Below are 24,827 nucleotides of genomic sequence, written 5' to 3'. Positions count from 1 at the left end.
ACAGGGAGGGGGATCTGTTAATCACCCAGGAGCCACACATGGTCACCACCCTTATTACCGTCGCCGCTATAGCCTGGATTTGCCAGCTGGCACTCGGCGGCTGGCAAATCCACCGCTTTAATCGCGCCTTCGACGCCCTTTGCCAGCGAGGTCGCGTCGGCGTGGGCCGTTACGGCGGGCGCTTTAAACCGCGGGTGGTGATTGCCATCGCGCTGGATGACGACGACCGGGTCTGCGACTCCCTGATGATGCGCGGACTGACGGTCTTCGCCCGTCCGGTGAAAATTGCAGCACTCAACGGCCTTCCCCTGCGGGAATTAGAGCCTGGTGTGATCTTTCCCCATGATCCACTCTGTCAGAATGCACTATCATTAGCGCTTAAATTGAAACATGGATAATTTCGTTGTGAACGTTATAAGCTTGCGAAATTATCATTTCGCAACATAAGGAACTCAACGTCTATGAAACCACGCCAGCGGCAGGCGGCCATTCTTGAGCATCTGCAAAAGCAGGGAAAGTGCTCAGTCGAGGATCTGGCCCACCACTTTGATACCACCGGTACCACCATCCGCAAGGATCTGGTGATCCTGGAAAACGCCGGAACGGTGATCCGAACCTACGGCGGCGTGGTGCTGAATAAAGACGAAGCCGATCCGCCGATCGACCACAAAACGCTGATCAATACCCAGCAGAAAGCGCTGATCGCCGATGCCGCAGTGAAGTTTATCCATGACGGTGATTCCATCATTCTCGATGCGGGCAGCACGGTGCTGCAGATGGTGCCGATGCTGAGTCGCTTTAATAACATCACGGTGATGACCAACAGCCTGCACATCGTCAACGCGCTGGCGGAATTCGACAACGAACAAACTCTTCTGATGCCCGGCGGCACCTTCCGCAAAAAATCGGCATCGTTTCACGGCCAGCTCGCAGAAAACGCCTTCGACCATTTCAGCTTTGACCGCCTGTTTATGGGCACCGACGGCATCGATCTCAACGCGGGCGTCACCACCTTCAACGAAGTCTTTAGCGTCAGCAAAGCCATGTGCAATGCCGCCCGGGAGGTGATCCTGATGGCAGACTCGTCGAAGTTTGGCCGCAAAAGCCCTAATATTGTCTGTGCCCTTGAAAGCGTCGATACGCTGATCACCGACGCAGGTATCGATCCGGCGTTCAAAAAAGCGCTGGAAGAGAAAGGAATCAACGTGATCGTAACCGGAGAGAGAGATGAGTGATTTTCTGATCAACGCTGGTCGTCAAACCCTGATGCTGGAACTGCAGGAAGCCAGCCGCCTGCCGGAAAGGCTGGGTGATGATTTTGTTCTGGCCGCCAACACCATCATTCAGTGTGAAGGCAAAGTGATTGTCGCGGGCATTGGTAAATCCGGCCATATCGGCAAGAAGATTGCCGCAACGCTTGCCAGCACCGGCACCCCGGCCTTTTTTGTCCATCCGGCGGAAGCGCTGCACGGCGACCTGGGGATGATTGAAAGCCGCGACGTGCTGCTGTTTATCTCCTACTCCGGTTCGGCGAAAGAGCTGGATCTTATCCTCCCGCGCCTGCAGGAAAAATCGGTCGCGCTGCTGGCGATGACCGGCAAATCCCGCTCGCCGCTGGCGCTGGCTGCCAAAGCGACACTGGATATTTCAGTCGAACGCGAAGCCTGCCCGATGCACCTGGCGCCGACCTCCAGCACCGTCAATACGCTGATGATGGGCGATGCGCTGGCAATGGCAGTAATGCAGGCCCGGGGCTTTAACGAAGAAGATTTTGCCCGCTCCCATCCGGCCGGGGCGCTGGGCGCGCGTCTGCTGAATAAAGTGCATCACCTGATGCGCACCGATGACGCCATCCCGCAGGTGAAGCTGAATACCAGCGTAATGGACGCAATGCTGGAGCTGAGCCGTACCGGGCTGGGGCTGGTGGCGGTCTGCGATGAACACCATCAGGTCAAAGGGGTGTTCACCGACGGCGACCTGCGTCGCTGGCTGGTGGGCGGCGGTAAACTGGAGATCGCCGTCAGCGACGCCATGACCCGCGGCGGCCTGACCCTGAATGCCGACAGCCGCGCGATAGAAGCCAAAGAGCTGCTGATGAAGCGCAAAATTACCGCCGCTCCGGTGGTGGATGACAATGGCTGCCTGTGCGGGGCCATTAACCTGCAGGATTTCTACCAGGCAGGCATCATTTAAGGCTTCAGCCCCAGACGTTTTGCCAGCCGGTGCAGGTTGGCGACGTCTGTCTCCAGCGCCCTTGCGCTCGCTGCCCAGCTGCGGCTGTTCTGCTCCAGCGCCCGGCTGATCATCTGGCGCTGAAAATCTTCCGTGGCATCACGCAGGTTCCGATTCGTCACCTGCGGTTCTGGCATTTCCGACATCGTCGCAGGCGTACTCTCATCATGCAGGGAAAAATGGCGGGCGTGGATCACCACTTCATCGCCCGACCGCGCGGCCCGCGCCAGTACCACGGCACGGTGGATCGCATGCTCCAGCTCGCGCACGTTGCCGGGCCAGCCGTAGCTCATCAGATGGGTGCGGGCACCAGGGCTGAGTACCACCCGGGATAAGCCCATCCGTAACCGGCACTGCTCGCAGAAAAAGCCCGCCAGCAGCACCACATCCTCGCCCCGCTCGCGCAGCGCCGGTACCGAAAGCGGAAACACGCTCAGGCGGTGGAACAGGTCAGCACGGAAATTCCCGGCCAGCACCTCTTCACGCAGATCGCGGTTAGTGGCCGCCAGCACACGGACGTCAACCCGCAGGCTGCGGTCGTCGCCCACCCGCTGGATATCGCCATACTGCAGCACGCGCAGCAGCTTGGCCTGCAGCGCAAGCGACAGCTCGCCAATCTCGTCGAGGAACAGCGTGCCGTTGTCGGCCATTTCAAACTTGCCGCTGCGGTTGCTGATCGCCCCGGTAAACGCCCCTTTGACGTGACCGAACAGTTCGCTCTCAGCCACGCTCTCCGGCAGCGCGGCACAGTTCAGATAGACCAGTGGATTCACGCCGCGCGGCGAGGCCTCGTGGATGGATTTCGCCACCAGCTCTTTGCCGGTGCCAGTTTCCCCTTCGATCAGTACGTTAAGATCGGAGGCGGCGACTATCTCAATCTCCTTCTTCAACTGCATGATGCCCGGTGACAGGCCGATCATCTCAGTGTGCGCCACCTGCTCAAACGCCGTCGGGCTGGCGGGGAGGCTGTTCTGGCTCTCCAGCTGCTCAATCAGCAATGCATTGTTCAGCGCCCCGGCAGCCAGCGCCGCAATCAGCCGCAGCTCTTCGTCGCTGAAGGTGTCGAACTGATCCGGCGACATGCCGTCGAGGGTCAGCGCGCCAATAAGATGTTGCCCGGCAAACAGCGGCAGGCCGATACAGGCATGCACTTTCAGGCTCTCCTGGCCGGGAATGAGTCCGTCATAGGGGTCGGGCAGATCGCTGTCGGCAGGAAAGCGAACCACATCCCCGGCGCGGGCGATGGTCTCCAGTCGGGGATGTCCCTCAAGGGTAAATCGCCGCCCGAGAACATCCTGCGCCAGCCCGTCGATAGCCAGCGGAATAAACTGCCGCCCTTCATAACGCAGCAGCGCCGATGCATCGCAATCCAGCACATGGCGCAGGGTTGAGATCAGGCGCTGAAAACGATCCTGATGGCCGATACCGCTCTGCAACTCAATGGCGATCCCCGCCAGCACTTCAACTGAAAAACTCATTTTCGCCTCGCTGTCATTCTGACAATGCATCTTGTCATATTGACTATATCAATGACAGTCAAATTGACTACCCATTAAGCGTTATTATTTTTAAAAACAATCAAAATCAATCACTTAAAAAGTTGGCACGCAAGCTGCAATAAGAAAAATATCTTTATCCCAATTCGCTTAATTATTTCGAGGTTGCTATGTCTATTCTGGTTAAAAACAATATTCATTGGGTCGGTCAACGTGACTGGGAAGTACGTGATTTCCACGGAACTGAATATAAAACCCTGCGCGGCAGCAGCTACAATAGCTACCTCATTCGTGAAGAGAAAAACGTGCTGATCGACACCGTCGATCATAAATTCAGCCGTGAATTCGTGCAGAACCTGCGCAGCGAAATCGACCTGGCCGATATCGATTACATCATCATTAACCACGCCGAAGAAGATCACGCCGGTGCGCTGACCGAACTGATGTCCTGCATCCCGGACACCCCAATTTACTGCACCGCTAACGCTATCGACTCCATCAATGGTCATCACCATCACCCGGAGTGGAATTTCAACATCGTGAAAACCGGTGACGCCCTGGATATCGGTAACGGCAAACAGGTGATCTTCGTTGAAACCCCAATGCTGCACTGGCCTGACAGCATGATGACCTACATGACCGGCGACGCGGTGCTGTTCAGTAACGACGCCTTCGGTCAGCACTACTGCGACGAACGTCTGTTCAATGACGAAGTGGATCAGACTGAGCTGTTCGAACAGTGCCAGCGCTACTACGCCAACATCCTGACCCCGTTCAGCCGTCTGGTGACGCCAAAAATTACTGAAATCCTCGGCTTTAACCTGCCGGTGGATATGATTGCCACCTCCCACGGTGTGGTATGGCGCGAGAACCCAACCCAGATCGTTGAAATGTATCTGAAATGGGCCGCTGACTATCAGGAAGATCGCATCACCGTCTTCTACGACACCATGTCCAACAATACCCGCATGATGGCCGACGCCATTGCTCAGGGCATCAACGAAGTGGATCCCAACGTGGCGGTGAAAATCTTCAACGTGGCGCGCAGCGATAAGAACGAGGTCCTGACTAACGTCTTCCGCTCTAAAGGCGTGCTGGTGGGAACCTCCACCATGAACAACGTGATGATGCCAAAAATTGCGGGCCTGGTTGAAGAGATGACCGGTTTGCGCTTTCGCAACAAACGCGCCAGCGCATTCGGCTCCCACGGCTGGAGCGGCGGTGCGGTAGACCGTCTGTCCACCCGTTTGCAGGATGCCGGTTTTGAGATGTCCCTGAGTCTGAAAGCGAAATGGCGCCCGGATATCGACGCGCTGGAAATCTGCCGTCAGCACGGCCGTGACATTGCACGTCAGTGGGCACTCGCTCCGCTGCCAGCAGCGACCACCACTGCCTCGGCTCAACAGCAGGACGAGTGCGCCTGTGCCGCAGCGGCCGCTGCGGATCTCGGCCCTTGCATGCAGTGCAGCGTCTGCCAGTGGATCTACGATCCGGCGGTTGGCGAGCCAATGCAGGATGTACAGCCAGGCACTCCGTGGAGCCAGGTGCCAGACAACTTCCTGTGCCCTGAATGCTCCCTGGGTAAAGACGTCTTCGACGAACTGGCATCGGAGGCAAAATGAACCACGGCATCGTGATTATCGGCTCGGGCTTTGCCGCTCGCCAGCTGGTGAAAAACATTCGTAAACAGGATGCAAACGTCCCGCTGACGCTGATCGCCGCCGACAGCATGGACGAGTACAGCAAGCCAGACCTGAGCCACGTCATCAGCCAGAGTCAGCGTGCCGACGACCTCACCCGCCAGACGGCGGGGGAGTTTGCCGAGGAGTACAACCTGCGCCTGTTCCCTTATAGCTGGGTAACGGAAATCGACGCCGCCGCCCATGTGGTGAAAGCAAAAGACACCCAGTGGTCGTATGACAAACTGGTGCTGGCAACCGGCGCAGCGGCCTTTGTTCCGCCGGTCGAAGGCCGCGAGCTGATGCTCACCCTGAACAGCCAGACCGAGTACCGCGCCTGCGAAACCACCCTGCGCGATGCGCGGCGGGTGATGATTGTCGGCGGAGGCCTGATCGGCACCGAGCTGGCGATGGATTTCTGCCGGGCCGGGAAAGCCGTTACCCTGGTTGACCATGCTGCCAGCATCCTGTCTGCGCTGATGCCAGCCGAAGTGAGCAGTCGCTTACAACATCGGCTGACCGATATGGGCGTGCACCTGCAGCTGAAATCCCAGCTGCACAGCCTGACCCAAACCGGGAACGGGATTTGCGCCATGTTGGATCGCGACCGCTGCATCGAAGTGGATGCGGTGATTGCCGCCACCGGCCTGCGGGCCGAAACCGTGCTGGCCCGGCGTGCGGGTGCAGAGGTAAACCGTGGCGTGAAGGTCGACAGCTATCTGCAGACCACGCAGCCGGATATCTATGCCCTGGGCGATTGCGCCGAAATTAACGGTCAGGTGTTGCCGTTCCTGCAACCGATTCAACTCAGCGCCATGTACCTGGCAAAGAACCTGCTCGGCGGCAGCGCGCCGTTGAAACTGCCCGCGATGCTGGTGAAGGTGAAAACGCCGGAACTGCCTCTGCATCTGGCGGGTGAAACCCAGCGCAAAGATTTGACCTGGCAGATCGCCATTGAGCCGCAGGGTATGGTGGCAAAAGGCGCCGATGCCGAAGGCAACCTGCGCGCCTTTGTGGTCAGTGAAGATCGCATGAAGGAGGCTTTCGCCCTGCTGAAATCATTACCTGTTTAACCCTCAAGCTCGATCAATCTTTTGTTGTATGCCTGTCCGATTTTGCCTTTCGCAGCCCCGATGTCCCGGGGCTTTTTTATGCCGGACACCGGCGGTCACGCTGTAAGATCAGCGATGCGGGCCGGGCATCACCGAATCACGCAGGATCAGCTCCCCGTCAAAGGTCTGCCGGAAAGTAAAGTCCCCGCCGTCGAGCATAAAGATCACCCGGCTGATGGTCTCTTTCACCATCTCGGTGACCGGCACCCGCACGCTGGAGAGCGCTGGGATCACGTAGGGCGCCATCGCGATATCATCGAACCCGGCCACCGACACCTCGCCAGGTACGGCCACTCCGCTTTCATGCAGCTGCTTAATGGCGCCAATCGCCATGTCGTCGTTACTGGCCACCAGCGCCGTAAAGGTCTCGTCGCGCGCCAGCAGTTCCGTCACCCCTGCTGCGCCGCTGGCCGGGGTCCATTTGCCTTCGACAATCAGCGATTCACGCAGCGGGATCCGCTCTGCAGCAAGCGCGTCTTTATAGCCGGAGAGACGCTCAATCCCGGTAGGTGAATCGAGTGAGCCGGTAATAAATGCAATATCCCGATGGCCCTGCCCGATTAACTGCGCCACCGCCGCCTGGCTGGAAGCTTTATGATCCGACCAGACGCAGTGGCTGCTGTGCTTGCGCAAGCGTCGGTTCAGCACCAGCACCGGCTGCTCGTGCTTGTCGATGATCTCGTCCATCTCATCGACGCTGAGAAAACGCGGGTAGATGATGATCGCATCGCAGCGCATATCCAGCAGATACTGAATCGCTTCACGCTCTTCACTGGCGCTGTGCTTGCCGTCGGCGAGGATCAGCTGCCGCCCTTTTTCTTCGGTCATTCTGGCTGCGTGGAACAGCAACTCGCTGAAATAGACCCCGTGATAGAGGGTATTGGTCACCACCAGCCCGAGGGTTTGCGTGCGCCTGGTCGCCAGATTGCGCGCCAGTAAATTCGGGCGATAGCCGCTCTCCTCAATCGCCTGAAATACCCTGTCTTTTGTCTCCTGGCTCACGTAGCCATTGCCCGAAAGCACCCGGGAAACCGTCGCCTTCGAGACCCCTGCCCGCTTCGCCACTTCCAGCATCGTGGTCATAATCTGTTCCGTCTGAAACCAATGAGCGGCAGTGTACTGCACCCTGTGAAAATTGTCGCAGCGCGAATACTGCGCTTTGTCGCGCGTTAGGTGATCGTCATCACGATTATAAAAAATGACCAAAATGTGATCTTGTTTGATCATGAGAAACTCTTCATGATTTTGTGGAACCGGTTTCCTATATACGTTTCATCGCCCACCTGATGAAGACGTACCTTACTGATAAAACAGGATATAACCCGATGGCCAAAAATTATGCTGCGCTGGCAAATGCCGTTGTCAGCGCGCTCGGCGGCAAAGACAACATCGTCGCTGTCACCCACTGTATGACCCGACTGCGCTTTGTGGCGAAGGACGAGAGCCTGATCGACAGCGCCACGTTGAAAAGCATCAGCGGCGTGCTGGGCGTGGTGCGTAACGACAACCAGTGCCAGGTGATCATCGGGAATACCGTTTCCCAGGCGTATCGCGAAGTGGTGAACCTGCTGCCTGCCGACCTGCAACCTGCCGTGCCGCAGGGGCCACAAAAGATGACGTTTAAACGCGTGGGCGCAGGGATCCTTGATGCCCTGATCGGCACCATGTCCCCGCTGATCCCGGCGATCATCGGTGGTTCAATGGTCAAACTGCTGGCGATGATCCTTGAGATGACCGGCGTGCTGACCAAAGGCGAACCGACGCTGACCATTCTGACGGTAATCGGCGACGGGGCGTTCTTCTTCCTGCCGCTGATGGTGGCTGCGTCTGCCGCAGTGAAATTCAAAACCAACATGTCGCTGGCGATTGCCATTGCGGGCGTGCTGGTGCATCCGAGCTTTATCGAGCTGATGGCCAAAGCGGCGCAGGGCGAGCATGTTGAGTTCGCCTTTATCCCGGTGACGGCGGTGAAATACACCTACACGGTGATCCCGGCGCTGGTGATGACCTGGTGCCTGTCGTATATCGAACGCTGGGTAGATAAGATCACCCCGGCGGTGACTAAAAACTTCCTCAAGCCGATGCTGATCGTGCTGATCGCCGCCCCACTCGCCATTGTGTTGATCGGACCGCTGGGGATCTGGATCGGTAGCGCTATCTCCGCGCTGGTTTACACCATTCACGACTATCTGGGCTGGCTGTCCGTTGCCATCATGGGCGCACTGTGGCCGCTGTTGGTGATGACCGGGATGCACCGCGTGTTTACCCCGACTATCATTCAGACCATTGCCGAAACCGGCAAAGAAGGGATGGTCATGCCATCTGAAATCGGTGCCAACCTGTCGCTCGGCGGTTCATCGCTTGCGGTCGCCTGGAAAACCAAAAACCCGGAACTGCGCCAGACCGCGCTGGCGGCGGCAGCTTCCGCCATCATGGCGGGGATCTCGGAACCGGCGCTGTACGGCGTGGCGGTACGTCTGAAACGCCCATTAATTGCGAGCCTGATCAGCGGCTTTATCTGCGGCGCGGTCGCCGGGATCGCCGGTCTTGCCAGCCACTCGATGGCGGCACCGGGCCTGTTTACCAGCGTGCAGTTCTTCGACCCGGCCAATCCTATGACCATCGTCTGGGTGTTTGGGGTGATGGCGCTGGCGGTGGTGCTCTCCTTCGTGCTGACCCTGATGCTGGGCTTTGAAGATATCCCGGTTGAAGATGAAGCCGAGAAAGCGCGGGCGCTGCAAACCGCGCCGGTCCAGACCACAGAAGCACGCGCATAATTTGACTAGCGAGGTAAGAATGTCTGTTTTTCCACAAGGATTTTTATGGGGCGGCGCACTGGCCGCCAACCAGAGTGAAGGTGCATACCGTGAAGGCGGCAAGGGCCTGACCACCGTCGACATGATCCCCCATGGCGCTAACCGCCTGGCGGTAAAAGTCGGTAAGGAAAAACGCTTTGCGCTGCGTGAGGACGAGTTTTATCCGAGCCACGACGCGATTGATTTTTACCATCGCTATAAAGAAGACATCGCCTTAATGGCCGAGATGGGCTTCACGGTGTTTCGCACCTCGATTGCCTGGAGCCGTCTCTATCCGAATGGCGACGAGCCGCTACCAAATAAAGACGGGATTGCGTTCTATCGCGCGGTCTTTGAGGAGTGTAAAAAGTACAACATCGAGCCGCTGGTCACGCTGTGTCACTTCGACGTGCCGATGCACCTGGTGACCGAATACGGCTCCTGGCGCAACCGCAAGATGATCGACTTCTTTGCCCGCTATGCACGCACCTGCTTCGAAGAATTTAACGGGCTGGTGAAGTACTGGCTGACCTTCAACGAAATCAACATCATGCTACACAGCCCGTTCTCCGGTGCCGGGCTGGTGTTTGAAGAAGGCGAAAACGAAGATCAGGTGAAGTATCAGGCGGCGCACCATGAGCTGGTGGCCAGCGCACTGGCGACCAAAATCGCCCATGAGGTCAACCCGGAAAACCAGGTTGGCTGCATGCTGGCGGGCGGTAATTTCTACCCTTACTCCTGCAAACCGGAAGACGTGTGGATGGCGCTGGAGAAAGATCGCGAGAACCTGTTCTTTATCGACGTGCAGGCACGCGGCAGTTACCCGGCCTACTCTGCCCGCGTATTCCGCGAAAAAGGGGTGGTGATTGTTAAGGATCCGGGCGATGACCAGCTTCTGAAAAACACCGTCGATTTCGTGTCGTTCAGCTATTACGCCTCGCGCTGCGCCTCGGCAGACATGAATGCCAACAACACCAGCGCGGCCAACATCGTCAAATCCCTGCGTAACCCGCATATCGAGGTGAGCGAATGGGGCTGGGGCATCGATCCGCTGGGCCTGCGCATCACCATGAACATGATGTACGACCGCTACCAGAAGCCGCTTTTCCTGGTGGAAAACGGACTGGGAGCGAAGGACGACATCGACGCCAACGGCGAGATTAACGACGACTATCGCATCAGCTATCTGCGTGAGCACATCCGCGCGATGGGCGATGCGATTGAAGACGGTGTTCCGCTGATGGGCTACACCAGCTGGGGCTGTATCGACCTGGTGGCGGCCTCGACGGGCGAAATGAGCAAACGCTACGGCTTTATCTATGTCGATCGCGACGATGCCGGGAACGGCACCCTTGATCGCAAACGCAAAAAATCGTTCTGGTGGTATAAGAAAGTGATCGCCAGCAACGGTGCCGATTTAGATTAACCCCCCTTTTTGCCGGGCGGCGCTGCGCTTGCCCGGCCTACCCCTTATTTAATAAACCCAATAATTTCATCGCGTTATTGTCATTCATTGACACCATCAATGTATCATTGTATAAAACTCCGCCGTAATAATGATATTCATTCTCAGCCAGGTGCCCGGGCTGTCAAAAACAAATTAATGAAGGATAGCGTTTCATGAAAAAGATCATCAGCGCATTAGGATTACTGATTGCAACTGCAGGTTCCGCTTTTGCGACCACGTATCCTCTGACGATTGAGAATTGCGGATTTAAAGAAACCTTCGCTAAAGCACCTGAACGCGTTGTCGCGCTGGGACAAAACACCGTTGAAATTCTGCTGCTGTTAGGCCTGCAGGATAAAGTGGCCGCCAGCGCCTTCTGGCCGACCAAAGTGCTGCCGCAGCTGGCCGAAAAGAATGAAAAAATCAAAACCCTGACCGTGGAAATCCCGACCTTAGAATCGATTCTGGCGCAGAACCCGGACTTCGTGCCTGCCCAGTTGCCTTTACTGCTCGGCCCGGAAAGCAAAGTCGCGAAACGCGAAGATCTGGCGACCCTGGGAATCAACAGCTATTTATCGCCGGGCATGTGCGCGACCAAAAAAGGGGTCGGCGATATGTACGGCAGCCGCCAGAAGCTGTGGGACATGGCATATCTCTACCAGGAGATTACTGATTTCGCGACCATCTTTAACGTGCAGCCTGCCGGTGAGGCATTGATTGCCGACTTCAAAAAGCGCGAAGCGGATCTGCGGGCTGAATTCAGCAAAAACAAAAAAGACCTCTCCTTTGTGTTCTGGTTCTCCAGCGCGTCACCGTCATCTGACGCCTACGTTGGCGGCAAAAACAGTGCCTCCGGCTTTATCGCTAACGTGCTCGGCGGCCACAACGCCATCACCTCCGAGACCGAATGGCCGACCGTCGGCTGGGAAAGCATCATTGCCGCTAACCCGGATGTGATTGTGGTCTCCAGCCTCGACCGCAACCGCTGGGCGCTGGACAGCGCTGAGGAAAAAATCAAATTCCTGAAGAGCGATCCGGCCATCAGCCAGCTGGATGCCGTCAAAAAAGGTCACATTGTGATCATGGACGGCCAGGCGATGAACCCGACCATCCGTACTATTTACGGCGCGGAACAGGTGGGTGAGCAGCTCAGAAAAATGGGGCTCAATTAATGACCTCAGTGGTTCAACCCACCCGCCAGGGGTGGTTTCTTCCCACCGCCGCCCTGCTGGCGGTGGTGCTTTTACTGCTGGTGATTGCCATCGGTGTCAGCGTGGGGGAGCTGTCGATCCCCCTGCAAAGCGTGTTCTATGCCTTCACCAATAAACTCGGCTTAACCGACGCGCCGCTCAATCGCATCTACGAGAGCGTAATCTGGGACTTTCGCCTGAGCCGGGCGCTGGTGGCCGCCTGCTGCGGCGCGGGGCTGGCAATCTGCGGCGCCGTGCTGCAAAGCCTGCTGAAAAACGCCCTCGCCGAACCCTACGTGCTGGGCGTCTCCGCGGGCGCGTCTACCGGCGCGGTCTCCGTGGTGGTGCTGGGCATTGGCAGCGGTACGGTAACCCTTTCCGCCGGGGCCTTTGCCGGGGCATTTGCCGCCTTTGCCTTCGTGGCTTTCCTGACCAACGGCGCGCGCGGCGGCAGCGAACGCACCATCCTGGCCGGGGTGGCCGCCTCGCAGCTGTTTAACGCTATTACCGCTTACACCATCAGCACCTCCGCCAGCGCGCAGCAGGCGCGGGACGTGATGTTCTGGCTGCTGGGCAGCTTCAGCGGCGTGCGATGGCCGGAGTTGCAGCTGGTGCTGGTGGTGGTGCTGATCGGTCTGGCTGTCTGCCTGTATTACTCCCGGGCGCTGGACGCCTTCACCTTTGGCGACGATGCCGCAGCCTCGCTTGGCATTGCCGTGCCGTGGGTACGCCTGATGCTGTTTATCACCACCGCGTTGATTACCGCGACCATCGTCAGCATGGCGGGGTCAATCGGCTTTGTCGGACTGGTTGTACCGCACGTGATGCGCTTCTTCTTTGGCCCGCTGCACCGCACGTTGCTCATCGCCAGCGCGCTGGCCGGTGCGATCCTGATGGTGCTGGCGGATATCGCCTCCCGCCTGCTGATTGCCCCGCAAAGCCTGCCGGTTGGCGTGGTGACGGCGCTGGTTGGCGTGCCGTTCTTCGCCGTGATCATCTATCGTTCCAGGACTAAATAATGAGTATCAGCGCTGAAAACATCACCTGGAAGGTAGGTAAAAAGGTGATCGTCAATAATGTCTCTCTTGCAGTTTCGCAGGGGCAGACGGTGGGCCTGCTGGGGCCGAACGGCTGCGGTAAATCCTCTCTGCTGCGGATCCTGGCCGGCCTGCGCCGTCCGCATACCGGCACCGTCGCGCTGGACGGCAAAAGCATCGCCGGGATGGCTAAAAAACAGTTCGCTCGTCGGGTGGCCTTTGTTGAACAACACGGCATGACCGATGCCAATATGCGCGTGCGCGACGTGGTGAAGCTGGGGCGTATCCCGCACCACTCCCCTTTTTCCAGCTGGACCCCGCAGGATGACGAGACCATTACCACGGCGCTGAAAACCGTCGATATGCTGCATCACAGCGAGCAGGGCTGGCAGAGCTTGTCCGGCGGTGAGCGCCAGCGGGTGCATATCGCCCGGGCGCTGGCGCAAATGCCCACCGAGATCCTGCTGGATGAACCGACCAACCATCTGGATATTCACCATCAAATCCAGCTGATGCAGTTAATCAGTCAGCTGCCGGTGACCAGCCTTGTCGCCATTCACGATCTGAACCACGCCTCGATGTTCTGCGATGCGCTGATCGTGATGCAGCAGGGGGAGATTGTCGCCACCGGTACCCCGCAGGAGATTTTGACCGAAGACCTGCTGTGGGATGTGTTCCGGGTAAAAACCAAAATTGAGCTCTCGCCTTTCCATGGCAAAAAGCACATCCATTACCTCGTCTGAGGCGAGGTAAGCTGTGATCGTACTCCGTCCCGTCACCCAGCTCTGGCCGCCCGTCTTACTGGGCAGCCAATTTGTGTTCAACATCGGTTTTTATGCCGTCGTTCCTTTCCTGGCGATATTTCTACGCGACGATATGCTGCTCTCCGGCGGGCTTATCGGGCTGGTACTTGGGTTGCGGACCTTCTCCCAGCAGGGGATGTTTATTGTCGGCGGCGCCCTCTCCGACCGCTACGGCGCGCGCAGGGTAATCCTGTGCGGCTGCATCGTGCGCGTGGTGGGCTACCTGCTGCTGGCGTACGGACATTCCCTGCCGCTGATTATTGCCGGGGCGTGCCTCACCGGGATTGGCGGGGCGCTGTTCTCCCCCTCCATCGAAGCGTTACTGGCAAAAGCGGGCACCCGCAGCGAGGCGCAGGGCAAACGCAGCCGTGCAGAATGGTTCGCCCTGTTTGCGGTCTGTGGCGAGCTGGGGGCGGTACTCGGCCCGGTGGTGGGTGCACTGCTGACGGGATTCGGCTTTCGTCAGGTGGCGCTGGCGGGCGCGGCAGTCTTTGTGGTGGCGTTAATTGTGCTGTTCTTTTGCCTGCCGCCTGCCGTTGCCAAAAACCAGCCGCTGCAGATCGCCCCGTGGTGGACCACCTTTCGTCAGCCGCGTTTTGTGGCGTTTATCATCGCCTGGAGCAGCTGGTTATTAAGCTATAACCAGCTCTATCTGGCGCTGCCGGTGGAGATCCAGCGCGCAGGCGGCAGCGAAAAAGATCTCGGTCCGCTGTTTATGCTGGCCTCTGGGCTGGTGATCCTCTTCCAGCTGCCGCTGGCGCGCGTTGCCCGTCGGGTAGGGGCAGTGCGCATCCTGCCGGTCGGGTTTGTGCTGATAGCGGCGGCGTTTCTGAGCGTGGCGCTGTTCGCCAGTTCACAACCGGCACAGGGGTGGCTGCGTCTGCTGCCTGCAGCCTGTTTTGTCACCCTGCTGACCAGCGGGCAGATGCTGCTGGTGCCGTCGGCGAAGGATATCGTGCCGTGGTTTGCCAGTGAATCGACGCTGGGGGCGCATTATGGCGCGCTTGCCACCGCTGGCGGCTGTGCGGTACTTGCGGGGAATTTACTGCTCGGCGACCTGCTCGACCAGGCGCTAACGCCCTCTGCTGAAGCGACCTTCCCGTGGCTGCTGCTGGCGGTATTCCCGCTGTGCAGCGCTATCGCCATGGTCCTTATCTGTCGACCGATGCGCAGACCGCGGGCCTGACATTATTTTTTTGGGCGGTACTTTTCCGGCAGCTCCGGCACCGGACGGCGATCGTCAATCAAATGTCGAATCGTTAAAATGGGGTGGCGCCACAGCATACGCGGCCCCGCCCAGCGCATCACCTGCTTCATCTCTTCACGTTTAGCAGGCTGATAACAGTGTACCGGACACTGCTTGCAGGCCGGTTTTTCCTCGCCAAACACGCATTTATCCAGCCGCTTGTCGGCGTAATCGTTCAGCGCCGGGTAGTGCCCTGCCTTTTTCGCTGCCTGCGGGCACTGCTTTTCATACAGCGCGATCATCTTGTGGATAGTCTCTTTTTCGCGCGCGATTCGTTTTCCAGACATAACTGAGCCCCGACCGATAAGTTGCATTTATGATACCTTTTCTGCTGCCGCTTTTCAGCCCGATTTCATTTTTTACATTGCGTTTTCTGAAGACGCTTCGCAGTTATAGGTTTGTCTCTTCGCTATTTTACTGGCATTTTATACAGGTGTTTATTTCACCCGGTGTACCCGAAGAAAAGGAGTTTCTATGTCAGAGATGTGCATTGCCCTACCAAGCCGTCGGTTAACGGTGGGCTATTTCAGAAAGCGTCATGAAGATCGCAAAACCAAGATCCCGCAACGCTACAGCGTGCATGCATCGCTGAGCCTGAAAGGCGACTGGCTGGAAGAGGCCGGGTTTAAAACCCACGCGCAGGTGCGGGTGCTGGTCGAACAGGGAAAATTAGTGATTGAACTGATTGCGGAAGAGGCCTCGTAAAGTCGCGACATTTTGCTGCGCGGTGCCATTTTTTCATGCGACAATAGTGCCAACTTATGGCTCTAATGTCGCCTGAACCGCACTATTTTCAAAGAAATGGACATCATCACTCCATGACCACTACAGACAATTTCGACGCCCACACCCCCATGATGCAGCAGTATCTGAAGCTCAAAGCGCAGCATCCGGAAATTCTGCTGTTTTATCGTATGGGCGACTTTTACGAGCTGTTTTATGACGATGCGAAACGCGCCTCGCAGCTGCTCGACATCTCCCTGACCAAGCGCGGCGCCTCAGCCGGGGAACCGATTCCGATGGCGGGTATTCCGCACCATGCGGTGGAGAACTACCTGGCCAAGCTGGTCAATCAGGGTGAGTCGGTCGCCATATGCGAACAGGTGGGCGATCCGGCGACCTCAAAAGGTCCGGTCGATCGCAAGGTTGTCCGCATCGTAACGCCCGGCACCATCAGTGATGAAGCCCTGCTGCAGGAGCGTCAGGACAACCTGCTGGCGGCCATCTGGCAGGACAGCAAAGGTTTCGGCTATGCCACGCTGGATATCAGCTCCGGGCGTTTTCGCCTGAGCGAACCGGCCGATCTCGAGACCATGGCGGCAGAGCTGCAGCGTACCAACCCGGCCGAGCTGCTGTATGCCGAAGATTTTGCCCAGATGTCACTGCTTGAAGGCCGTCGCGGCCTGCGTCGTCGCCCGCTGTGGGAATTTGAAATCGACACCGCGCGCCAGCAGCTCAACATGCAGTTTGGCACCCGCGACCTGGTCGGCTTTGGGGTTGAAAATGCCCCGCGCGGCCTGTGCGCCGCAGGCTGTTTGCTGCAGTACGTCAAAGATACCCAGCGCACCGCCCTGCCACATATTCGCTCAATCACCCTCGATCGTCAGCAGGACAGCATCATTATGGATGCCGCCACGCGCCGCAATCTGGAGATCACCCAGAACCTGGCGGGCGGTGTGGAAAACACCCTTGCGTCGGTGCTCGACAGCACCGTGACGCCGATGGGCAGCCGAATGCTCAAACGCTGGCTGCACATGCCGGTACGCGATACCGACACACTTACCGGGCGCCAGCAAACCATTGGCGCACTGCAGGACAGATACAGCGAGCTGCAGCCAGTACTGCGTCAGGTGGGCGATCTGGAACGTATTCTGGCGCGACTGGCGCTGCGCACCGCCCGTCCGCGCGACTTAGCCCGCATGCGCCACGCGTTCCAGCAGCTGCCTGAACTGCGCAGCCAGCTGGCAGAGATCGACAGCGCGCCGGTGCAGAAACTGCGTGAAACCATGGGTGAATTCAGTGAACTGCGTGAGCTGCTGGAGCACGCCATCATCGACGCACCGCCGGTACTGGTGCGCGACGGCGGCGTGATCGCCCCAGGCTATAACGAGGAACTGGATGAGTGGCGCGCGCTGGCCGATGGCGCGACGGATTATCTGGATAAGCTGGAGATCCGCGAGCGCGAACGCCTCGGGCTGGATACGCTGAAAGTGGGCTATAACGCCGTGCATGGCTACTTCATTCAGATCAGTCGTGGACAGAGCCATCTGGCCCCTATCCACTATGTGCGCCGCCAGACGCTGAAAAACGCCGAGCGCTACATCATTCCTGAGCTAAAAGAGTACGAGGACAAAGTCCTTACCTCGAAGGGCAAAGCGCTGGCGCTGGAAAAACAGCTGTATGACGCCCTGTTCGACAGCCTGATGCCGCATCTGGGGGATCTACAGCAGAGCGCCGCCGCGCTGGCTGAGCTGGACGTACTGGTGAATCTGGCAGAACGCGCCGAAACGCTGAACTACAGCTGCCCGACCTTTACCGATAAGCCCGGCGTGCGCATTCTCGAAGGCCGCCATCCGGTGGTCGAGCAGGTGTTGAACGAGCCTTTTATCGCCAACCCCCTGAACCTGTCGCCACAGCGTCGGATGCTGATCATTACCGGCCCAAACATGGGCGGTAAAAGTACTTACATGCGTCAGACGGCACTGATCGCACTGTTGGCCTATATCGGCAGCTACGTCCCGGCGCAAAAAGTAGAGATCGGCCCTATCGATCGCATTTTCACTCGCGTGGGCGCCGCGGACGATCTGGCGAGCGGGCGTTCAACCTTTATGGTGGAGATGACCGAAACCGCCAACATTCTGCACAATGCCACGGAAAACAGCCTGGTGCTGATGGATGAAATTGGCCGCGGCACCTCAACTTACGACGGCCTGTCGCTGGCGTGGGCCTGTGCCGAAAGCCTGGCCAATAAAATCAAAGCCATGACTCTGTTTGCCACCCACTACTTCGAGCTGACGCAGCTACCGGAGAAAATGGAAGGCGTGGCGAATGTGCATCTGGATGCGCTGGAGCATGGCGACACTATTGCCTTTATGCATACCGTGCAGGATGGCGCCGCCAGCAAAAGCTATGGCCTGGCCGTTGCCGCACTGGCGGGCGTGCCGAAAGAGGTGATTAAGCGCGCGCGCCAGAAGCTACGCGAGCTGGAAAGCCTGTCGCCAAACGCGGCGGCAACTCAGGTTGATGGCACCCAGATGTCGCTGCTGTCGCCAGCAGAAGAGACCTCCCCGGCGTTGGAAGCGCTGGAAAACCTCGATCCGGATTCCCTGACCCCACGCCAGGCGCTGGAGTGGATCTACCGGTTAAAAAACCTGGTGTAACTTCTTAACCAGCGTTTATCCAAAGGCAAAGTGCGCAAACACGCAAAACGGTAACAACGTTACCGTTTTGCGATTAACTGGAGAAACCATGAACCACTACGAAGCAGAAATTATCGAAGCCCACATCGCCATCGAAAACTGGTTAGGTCGCGGAGAAGGCGATATTAATGCATTACTCGCCCGCTTTCGTCCGGACTTTATGATGATTGCTCCAACCGGCGTCCACCTGGATTATCCCACGCTGGCGCGTTTTTTTGATAGCCAACGCGGCAGTCGGCCGGGGCTAAAGATTGTGGTAGATGAATTGACCCTTCTGCAGACGTGGGATAACGGTGCACTTGTTCACTATCGCGAGACGCAAACGCGTCCTGAACAGCCAGTGAATGTGCGCTGGTCGACAGCCGCCCTGACGCAAGAGGGCGTTAACATCACGTGGCGCCTGCTGCACGAGACCGCTCAGCCCTGATACAAAAGAAAAAGGCCAGTCTCTCGACTGGCCTTTTTTGACGAAGAGTGGCTTACTCGCGGAACAGCGCTTCGATATTCAGCCCTTGCCCCTGCAGGATTTCACGCAGGCGACGCAGACCCTCTACCTGAATCTGACGAACACGTTCACGGGTCAGGCCGATTTCACGACCGACGTCTTCCAGTGTCGCAGCTTCATACCCCAGCAGACCGAAACGACGCGCCAGCACTTCACGCTGTTTGGCGTTCAGTTCGAACAGCCATTTGACGATGCTCTGTTTCATATCATCGTCTTGCGTGGTGTCTTCCGGGCCGTTGTCTTTTTCATCGGCCAGGATATCCAGCAGCGCTTTCTCGGAATCGCCACCCAGTGGAGTGTCGACGGAGGTAATACGCTCGTTGAGACGCAGCATACGGCTAACATCATCAACCGGTTTATCCAGCTGCTCGGCAATCTCTTCCGCGCTTGGCTCGTGGTCCAGTTTATGGGACAACTCGCGTGCGGTACGCAGATAGACGTTCAGCTCTTTCACGATGTGAATCGGCAGACGGATGGTACGGGTTTGATTCATGATCGCCCGTTCAATCGTCTGTCGGATCCACCACGTTGCGTAAGTCGAGAAACGGAACCCACGTTCAGGGTCAAATTTCTCCACGGCGCGGATCAGCCCCAGGTTACCTTCTTCAATCAGATCCAGCAGTGCCAGACCACGATTGCTGTAACGACGGGCAATCTTCACCACCAGACGCAGGTTACTTTCGATCATGCGACGGCGTGAGGCAACATCTCCACGCAGCGCACGACGAGCGAAATACACTTCTTCTTCTGCTGTTAACAGTGGAGAGTATCCGATCTCCCCAAGGTAAAGCTGAGTTGCGTCGAGCACGCGCTGAGTGGCACCCTGCGATAACAGCTCTTCTTCAGCTAAATCGTTATCACTGGGTTCCTCTTCTACTAAGGCTTTTTCGTCAAAAGCCTCTGCTCCGTTCTCGTCAAACTCCGCGTCTTCATTTAAATCATGAACTTTCAGCGTATTCTGAGTCATAAAGGTGGCTCCTACCCGTGATCCCTGGGCGCAACACACCAATTGGTATGTCCCGCCAAATTATCGCTGCGGTAAATACTGCAGCGGGTTTACGGATTTCCCCTTGTAACGAATTTCAAAATGCAAGCGTGTAGAACTGGTTCCGGTGCTACCCATGGTCGCTATTTTTTGCCCCGCCTTAACTTCTTGTTGTTCCCGGACCAGCATCGTATCGTTATGGGCGTAGGCACTCAGGTAATCATCGTTATGTTTTATGATAATAAGATTACCGTATCCGCGCAGAGCGTTACCGGCGTATACCACACGACCATCTGCGGTCGCGATAATAGCCTGTCCCTTACTCCCTGCGATATCGACCCCTTTATTTCCCCCCTCGGAGGAAGAAAAGTTCTCGATAACTTTGCCTTCAGCAGGCCAGCGCCAGGAAGAGATTGGCGAACTGGACGTCTGACTACTGGCAGCGGGCACGGTAGAGCTAACCACAGGTGCCGTAACGGGTGCTGTGACAACGGTCGCAGTCCCTTTATTATTCGGCAACATCTTGTTAGCACTCTGTTCACCTGAGTCCTCAGAATACGTAATTGTCGGTTGCGACGCAACCACTGTGCTTGATTTTTGCGCAGGCATCACACTGTTATTTTGCGCAGAGACATCCGCAACCGAAACGGTATTGCCTGGCGTTAACGGTGTACCTGTCGCATTGCCCACCTGCAGCGCCTGGCCCACTTCCAGGCCATACGGGGCCTGCACGTTATTTCGTTGCGCAAGGTCACGGAAATCGTTCCCGGTGATCCAGGCAATATAGAAGAGGGTATCGCCGCGCTTAACGGTGTAGGTACTGCCGCCGGTATAGCTCCCTTTCGGAATGTTCCCATACTTACGGTTATACACAATGCGGCCATTTTCGGTCTGCACAGGCGTATTCACTGGCTGGATCTGCGTTGGCTGGGTAACAGGACGCTGTACAGGCTGAATTTGCGGAGTTTGCTGCGCAGGCACCGTGCCCATTTTAGGCGGTGGGGTGATCAGCATACCGCCGGAAGAACTGCCCGAGCTGCTGTTGCCGCCAACCGAGCTCACTGGCGCAGGGGCGTTATTAGAGTTAGTACAGCCTGCCAGCCAGAGTGAAACCAGTGATAATGCCGCAACACGGCTGATGGTGAATTTTGGGCTTCCCGCGCTCATTTATCCCCCAGGAATGTGTTAATTACCAGTGACTTAATATTAACCGTGATGTCACGATGCTTTTGCGCCACACCATACGCTGAATTGGCCTGAATAATCCTGGAAAATTCCGAGTCTCAGGCCAGCTCACCTTTTACCAGAGGCACAAAGCGCACGGCTTCCACGGTATCGATGATGAACTCGTTGCCCCGTCGACGGACACGCTTTAACAGCTGATGTTCGTCGCCCACCGGTAGCACGAGGATCCCGCCGTCATCCAGCTGCGCCATTAGCGCAGAGGGGATTTCCGGCGGGGCTGCCGTCACGATAATGGCATCAAACGGACCGCGGGCCTTCCAGCCTTGCCAGCCATCGCCGTGACGAGTAGAGACATTATGCAAATCGAGCTGCTTTAAACGACGACGCGCCTGCCACTGCAGGCCTTTGATGCGCTCCACCGAGCAGACGTGATGCACCAGATGCGCCAGAATCGCGGTCTGATACCCCGAACCCGTGCCAATCTCCAGCACCCGTGAGTCCGGCGTCAGCTCCAGCAACTCGGTCATGCGCGCCACCATGTAAGGCTGCGATATAGTCTGCCCCTGCCCTATCGGCAAGGCGACGTTTTCCCACGCTTTGTGCTCAAACGCCTCATCCACGAACTTCTCACGCGGCACCAGTGAGAGTGCGGTAAGCACATGCTCATCGGCAATCCCCTGAGCGCGTAATTGATTCAGAAGTGTTTGTACACGCTTACTTACCATTGCGAACTCACCCCGGCGCGATCCAGCCAGCCCGACACCACATCATGCGCGTTATACGCAGTCAGATCCACATGCAGCGGCGTGACGGAAACGTAGCCTTCATCTACCGCCGCGAAATCGGTATCCGGCCCGGCGTCGTGCTTTTCGCCCGGCGGGCCTATCCAGTACAACGTGTTGCCACGCGGATCCTGCTGCGGAATAACTTTATCCGCCGGATGACGGCTGCCGCAGCGGGTGACGCGAATGCCTTTGATCTGATCCAGCGGCAGGTCGGGCACGTTGATATTGAGGATGCGCCCGGTGCGCAGCGGCTCGCGGTTGAGTGCCCGCAGAATGGAACAGGTAATGGCAGCAGCGGTATCGTAATGCTGATGGCCGTTAAGCGAGACCGCCAACGCCGGAAAGCCAAGATGACGACCTTCCATGGCGGCAGCGACGGTGCCGGAATAGATCACGTCATCGCCCAGATTAGGCCCGGCGTTGATCCCGGAGACAACCACGTCCGGACGCGGACGCATCAGGGCGTTAACGCCCAGAAAGACGCAGTCGGTCGGCGTGCCCATCTGAACGGCGATATCACCATTTTCGTAGGTAAAGGTGCGAAGCGACGACTCGAGCGTGAGCGAGTTAGAGGCACCACTGCGATTACGATCGGGGGCCACAACCTGAACCTCGGCAAATTCACGCAGCGCTCTGGCCAGCGTCTGAATGCCTGGCGCATGGATCCCGTCATCGTTACTCAGCAATATTCGCATAGTCACCCGAAGTGTTGATAAGTTCCCTGACAACGCTGGTGGCAAAGCTGCCTGCCGGCAACCAGAAGCGCAGCTCGACGGTTGCGTCATCCCACCAGTTCCAGCTCAGCTGCTGCGGATAGAGCAGCATCGCCCGGCGTGCTGCTTCGACTTTTTCCCGCATCAGAAGAGACAGTAATTCTGTTTCACCGGCAATGGCGGCCTGCTCGAAAAGAAGCGCCTCCCCTTGCGGGCCCCACTCGCCGGTCCCCGCCAGCGCAGCGGTGATCAGCAGCGTTTTAGCATCGACGCGTGCCTGTAAATCGGGCATTTCTTCAGCGGTGGCAACAAACCAACTGCCGCGCCCCGCTAATTGTAGCGCATCGCCGACAACAACTTGATTCGCGTCCGGTTTTTTCAACCTTTCGCTCACAATTTGATTAAACAACGCGCTGCGGGCTGCCGACAACCAAAAACTGCGTTTATTTCGATCCCGAACCGGGGCATTGCTTTGTGACCAGCGCAGCGCACCCTGCAGGTTGCTACCGCCAATGCCAAAGCGCTGCGCGCCGAAGTAGTTCGGGACGCCCTGCTCGCGGATGGCCACCAGCCGCTGCTCCACATCATCGCGATGGCTGACGTCGCGCAGCACCAGCGTAAAAGCATTGCCTTTCAGCGCGCCGAGACGCAGCTTGCGCTTGTGGCGGGCGTACTCGAGCACCGTGCAGCCTTCCGGCTGGAACTTGCTTAAATCCGGCATCGCATTGCCCGGCACGCGCGCGCAGAGCCACTGCTCGGTAACCGCGTGTTTGTCTTTCTGCCCGGCGAAGCTCACTTCGCGGGCGGATATTTTCAGGAACTTTGCCAGCGCCTCGGCCACGAAGCGGGTGTTGCAGCCGTTTTTCAGGATCCGCACCAGAATGTGCTCTCCTTCGCCGTCCGGCTCAAAGCCCAGATCTTCAATCACCACAAAATCTTCAGGATTGGCTTTCAGCAGGCCGGTTCCCTGTGGCTGACCGTGCAGCCAGGTCAGGTTGGTGATGTCGATCATTTTGCCGCCTTCACCAGCAGCGCCACCGCTTCACAGGCAATGCCCTCGCCGCGGCCGGTAAAGCCGAGCTTTTCGGTGGTGGTGGCTTTAACGTTGACATCGTCCATGTGACAGCCGAGATCTTCGGCGATAAAGACGCGCATCTGCGGAATGTGCGGCAGCATTTTCGGCGCCTGAGCAATAATCGTCACATCGACATTCCCAAGGGTAAATCCTTTCGCCTGAATACGGCGCCAGGCTTCGCGCAGCAGCTCGCGGCTGTCCGCGCCCTTAAACGCCGGATCCGTGTCCGGGAAGAGCTTGCCGATATCGCCCAGCGCCGCCGCACCGAGCAGCGCATCGGTTAAAGCATGCAGTGCAACATCGCCATCAGAATGCGCGAGCAGCCCTTTTTCATAAGGGATACGCACACCGCCAATGATAATTGGGCCCTCGCCGCCAAAGGCGTGTACGTCAAAACCATGTCCAATTCGCATTATGCCTTCTCCTGATGGGTCGAACGGGTAAGATAAAATTCTGCCAGCTGTAAATCTTCGGGGCGCGTCACTTTTATGTTATCTGCGCGCCCTTCAATCAGTTCGGGGTGAAAACCGCAATACTCCAGCGCCGACGCTTCATCGGTGATGGTCGCGCCTTCATTCAGCGCGCGGGTTAAGCAGTCGTGGAGCAGTTCGCGGGGGAAAAATTGCGGCGTCAGCGCGTGCCAGAGATCAACGCGATCCACCGTATGGGCAATGGCCTGCAGGCCCGGCTCGGCGCGCTTCATGGTATCGCGTACCGGCGTCGCCAGAATACCGCCGATGCGGCTGGTTTCGCTGATGGCCAGCAGCCGTGCCAGGTCGTCCTGATGCAGGCACGGACGCGCCGCATCATGCACCAGCACCCATTGCGCGTCACCGGCAGCCTGCAGACCCGCTAGCACCGAATCGGCACGCTCTGCGCCGCCGTCAACAACGGTGATTTGTGGGTGGCTGGCAAGCGAAAGCGCGGCAAAGCGGGCATCGCCCGGGCTGATAGCAATAATCACCCGCGTCACGCGCGGGTTCGCCAGCAGCGCCGCCACGGCGTGCTCAAGGATCGTTTTGTCACCAATTGAAAGGTACTGCTTAGGACATTCTGTCTGCATGCGCCGGCCAAACCCGGCGGCCGGAACAACGGCGCATACGTTCGAAAAAGTTACTGCCAT

At 57.8% G+C, this 24,827-nt stretch carries 24 protein-coding genes; 14 read left to right on the top strand and 10 right to left on the bottom strand.

Annotated features, from left to right (window positions below):
• The first annotated feature begins 38 nt into the window (after nt 1-38).
• From gutM to gutQ, 3 genes are all read left to right on the top strand, one after another.
• Nucleotides 39-398, top strand: a complete 360-nt coding sequence (gutM, locus tag M8014_RS06600; RefSeq protein WP_271281728.1) for a transcriptional regulator GutM — start codon at nt 39-41, stop codon at nt 396-398.
• Nucleotides 399-461: 63 nt separating this feature from the next.
• Complete coding sequence (srlR, locus tag M8014_RS06595) at nt 462-1,235, top strand: glucitol operon DNA-binding transcriptional repressor SrlR (RefSeq protein ID WP_271281727.1); 774 nt, start codon at nt 462-464, stop codon at nt 1,233-1,235.
• The gene (gene gutQ / locus M8014_RS06590) at nt 1,228-2,193 is read left to right on the top strand and encodes an arabinose-5-phosphate isomerase GutQ (protein ID WP_271281726.1); all 966 of its coding nucleotides are present in this window, start codon (nt 1,228-1,230) and stop codon (nt 2,191-2,193) included. Before srlR ends, gutQ begins: the two co-directional genes overlap by 8 nt.
• Here the strand turns inward: gutQ and norR are convergent.
• A complete protein-coding gene (norR, locus tag M8014_RS06585) occupies nt 2,190-3,710 on the bottom strand; it encodes a nitric oxide reductase transcriptional regulator NorR (protein WP_271281725.1) in 1,521 nt (506 codons plus the stop codon). The two genes, gutQ and norR, sit on opposite strands and share 4 nt — an antisense overlap.
• A gap of 188 nt (nt 3,711-3,898) precedes the next feature.
• Here norR and norV point away from each other — a divergent pair, with 188 nt between their 5' ends.
• Both norV and norW read left to right on the top strand, forming a co-directional pair.
• Nucleotides 3,899-5,350 carry an anaerobic nitric oxide reductase flavorubredoxin gene (norV, locus tag M8014_RS06580; RefSeq protein WP_271281724.1) on the top strand — a complete coding sequence of 484 codons (1,452 nt, stop codon included), beginning with the start codon at nt 3,899-3,901 and terminating at the stop codon, nt 5,348-5,350.
• The gene (norW, locus tag M8014_RS06575; RefSeq protein ID WP_271281723.1) at nt 5,347-6,480 is read left to right on the top strand and encodes an NADH:flavorubredoxin reductase NorW; all 1,134 of its coding nucleotides are present in this window, start codon (nt 5,347-5,349) and stop codon (nt 6,478-6,480) included. Before norV ends, norW begins: the two co-directional genes overlap by 4 nt.
• Nucleotides 6,481-6,588: 108 nt before the next feature.
• On the opposite strand, the gene M8014_RS06570 is transcribed toward norW, so the two are convergent.
• Nucleotides 6,589-7,602: a LacI family DNA-binding transcriptional regulator gene (locus M8014_RS06570; protein ID WP_271281722.1), complete on the bottom strand. Its 1,014-nt coding sequence runs from the start codon at nt 7,600-7,602 to the stop codon at nt 6,589-6,591.
• A gap of 242 nt (nt 7,603-7,844) precedes the next feature.
• Here M8014_RS06570 and ascF point away from each other — a divergent pair, with 242 nt between their 5' ends.
• From ascF to M8014_RS06540, 6 genes are all read left to right on the top strand, one after another.
• Nucleotides 7,845-9,296: a PTS cellobiose/arbutin/salicin transporter subunit IIBC gene (ascF, locus tag M8014_RS06565; RefSeq protein WP_271281721.1), complete on the top strand. Its 1,452-nt coding sequence runs from the start codon at nt 7,845-7,847 to the stop codon at nt 9,294-9,296.
• Nucleotides 9,297-9,315: 19 nt separating this feature from the next.
• Complete coding sequence (locus M8014_RS06560) at nt 9,316-10,740, top strand: 6-phospho-beta-glucosidase (protein ID WP_271281720.1); 1,425 nt, start codon at nt 9,316-9,318, stop codon at nt 10,738-10,740.
• A gap of 194 nt (nt 10,741-10,934) precedes the next feature.
• Nucleotides 10,935-11,933, top strand: coding sequence for a siderophore ABC transporter substrate-binding protein EitA (gene eitA, locus M8014_RS06555; RefSeq protein WP_271281719.1), 999 nt, complete (start codon nt 10,935-10,937; stop codon nt 11,931-11,933).
• Complete coding sequence (locus M8014_RS06550) at nt 11,933-12,970, top strand: FecCD family ABC transporter permease (protein ID WP_271281718.1); 1,038 nt, start codon at nt 11,933-11,935, stop codon at nt 12,968-12,970. The genes eitA and M8014_RS06550 overlap by 1 nt, the downstream gene beginning before the upstream one ends.
• Complete coding sequence (gene eitC, locus M8014_RS06545) at nt 12,970-13,731, top strand: siderophore ABC transporter ATP-binding protein EitC (RefSeq protein WP_271281717.1); 762 nt, start codon at nt 12,970-12,972, stop codon at nt 13,729-13,731. The genes M8014_RS06550 and eitC overlap by 1 nt, the downstream gene beginning before the upstream one ends.
• A gap of 16 nt (nt 13,732-13,747) precedes the next feature.
• Nucleotides 13,748-14,977 (top strand): MDR family MFS transporter, encoded by a 1,230-nt coding sequence (locus tag M8014_RS06540; RefSeq protein ID WP_271281745.1) that lies wholly within the window; start codon nt 13,748-13,750, stop codon nt 14,975-14,977.
• Between the two features lie 2 nt (nt 14,978-14,979).
• Here M8014_RS06540 and M8014_RS06535 read toward each other — a convergent pair whose 3' ends face one another.
• Complete coding sequence (locus tag M8014_RS06535) at nt 14,980-15,324, bottom strand: nitrous oxide-stimulated promoter family protein (protein ID WP_271281716.1); 345 nt, start codon at nt 15,322-15,324, stop codon at nt 14,980-14,982.
• Between the two features lie 187 nt (nt 15,325-15,511).
• On the opposite strand from M8014_RS06535, the gene M8014_RS06530 reads away from it, so the two are divergent.
• The 3 genes from M8014_RS06530 to M8014_RS06520 all read left to right on the top strand — a co-directional run bounded on the left by M8014_RS06530 (nt 15,512) and on the right by M8014_RS06520 (nt 18,883).
• Nucleotides 15,512-15,742: a SymE family type I addiction module toxin gene (locus tag M8014_RS06530; RefSeq protein ID WP_271281715.1), complete on the top strand. Its 231-nt coding sequence runs from the start codon at nt 15,512-15,514 to the stop codon at nt 15,740-15,742.
• 113 nt (nt 15,743-15,855) lie between these two features.
• Complete coding sequence (gene mutS / locus M8014_RS06525) at nt 15,856-18,417, top strand: DNA mismatch repair protein MutS (protein ID WP_271281714.1); 2,562 nt, start codon at nt 15,856-15,858, stop codon at nt 18,415-18,417.
• 88 nt (nt 18,418-18,505) lie between these two features.
• Entirely contained in the window at nt 18,506-18,883 is a 378-nt protein-coding gene (locus M8014_RS06520) for a DUF4440 domain-containing protein (protein ID WP_271281713.1), read from the top strand.
• A gap of 52 nt (nt 18,884-18,935) precedes the next feature.
• Here the strand turns inward: M8014_RS06520 and rpoS are convergent, their stop codons facing one another.
• The 7 genes from rpoS to ispD form a co-directional block, all read right to left on the bottom strand.
• On the bottom strand, nt 18,936-19,928 hold the full coding sequence (gene rpoS / locus M8014_RS06515) for an RNA polymerase sigma factor RpoS (RefSeq protein ID WP_271281712.1): 993 nt from the start codon (nt 19,926-19,928) through the stop codon (nt 18,936-18,938).
• 60 nt (nt 19,929-19,988) lie between these two features.
• On the bottom strand, nt 19,989-21,113 hold the full coding sequence (gene nlpD, locus M8014_RS06510; RefSeq protein ID WP_271281711.1) for a murein hydrolase activator NlpD: 1,125 nt from the start codon (nt 21,111-21,113) through the stop codon (nt 19,989-19,991).
• 116 nt (nt 21,114-21,229) lie between these two features.
• On the bottom strand, nt 21,230-21,856 hold the full coding sequence (locus M8014_RS06505) for a protein-L-isoaspartate(D-aspartate) O-methyltransferase (RefSeq protein WP_271281710.1): 627 nt from the start codon (nt 21,854-21,856) through the stop codon (nt 21,230-21,232).
• Nucleotides 21,850-22,611 (bottom strand): 5'/3'-nucleotidase SurE, encoded by a 762-nt coding sequence (gene surE / locus M8014_RS06500; RefSeq protein ID WP_271281709.1) that lies wholly within the window; start codon nt 22,609-22,611, stop codon nt 21,850-21,852. Before surE ends, M8014_RS06505 begins: the two co-directional genes overlap by 7 nt.
• The gene (truD, locus tag M8014_RS06495) at nt 22,592-23,641 is read right to left on the bottom strand and encodes a tRNA pseudouridine(13) synthase TruD (RefSeq protein WP_271281708.1); all 1,050 of its coding nucleotides are present in this window, start codon (nt 23,639-23,641) and stop codon (nt 22,592-22,594) included. The genes surE and truD overlap by 20 nt, the downstream gene beginning before the upstream one ends.
• Nucleotides 23,638-24,117, bottom strand: a complete 480-nt coding sequence (ispF, locus tag M8014_RS06490) for a 2-C-methyl-D-erythritol 2,4-cyclodiphosphate synthase (RefSeq protein ID WP_040074259.1) — start codon at nt 24,115-24,117, stop codon at nt 23,638-23,640. The genes truD and ispF overlap by 4 nt, the downstream gene beginning before the upstream one ends.
• On the bottom strand, nt 24,117-24,827 hold the full coding sequence (gene ispD, locus M8014_RS06485) for a 2-C-methyl-D-erythritol 4-phosphate cytidylyltransferase (RefSeq protein WP_271281707.1): 711 nt from the start codon (nt 24,825-24,827) through the stop codon (nt 24,117-24,119). The genes ispF and ispD overlap by 1 nt, the downstream gene beginning before the upstream one ends.

Source organism: Silvania hatchlandensis (assembly GCF_025564065.1).
GTDB lineage: Bacteria > Pseudomonadota > Gammaproteobacteria > Enterobacterales > Enterobacteriaceae > Enterobacter > Enterobacter hatchlandensis.
The sequence above is the reverse complement of the archived record's forward strand: the minus strand, read 5'-3'. Positions and strand labels throughout refer to the sequence as shown.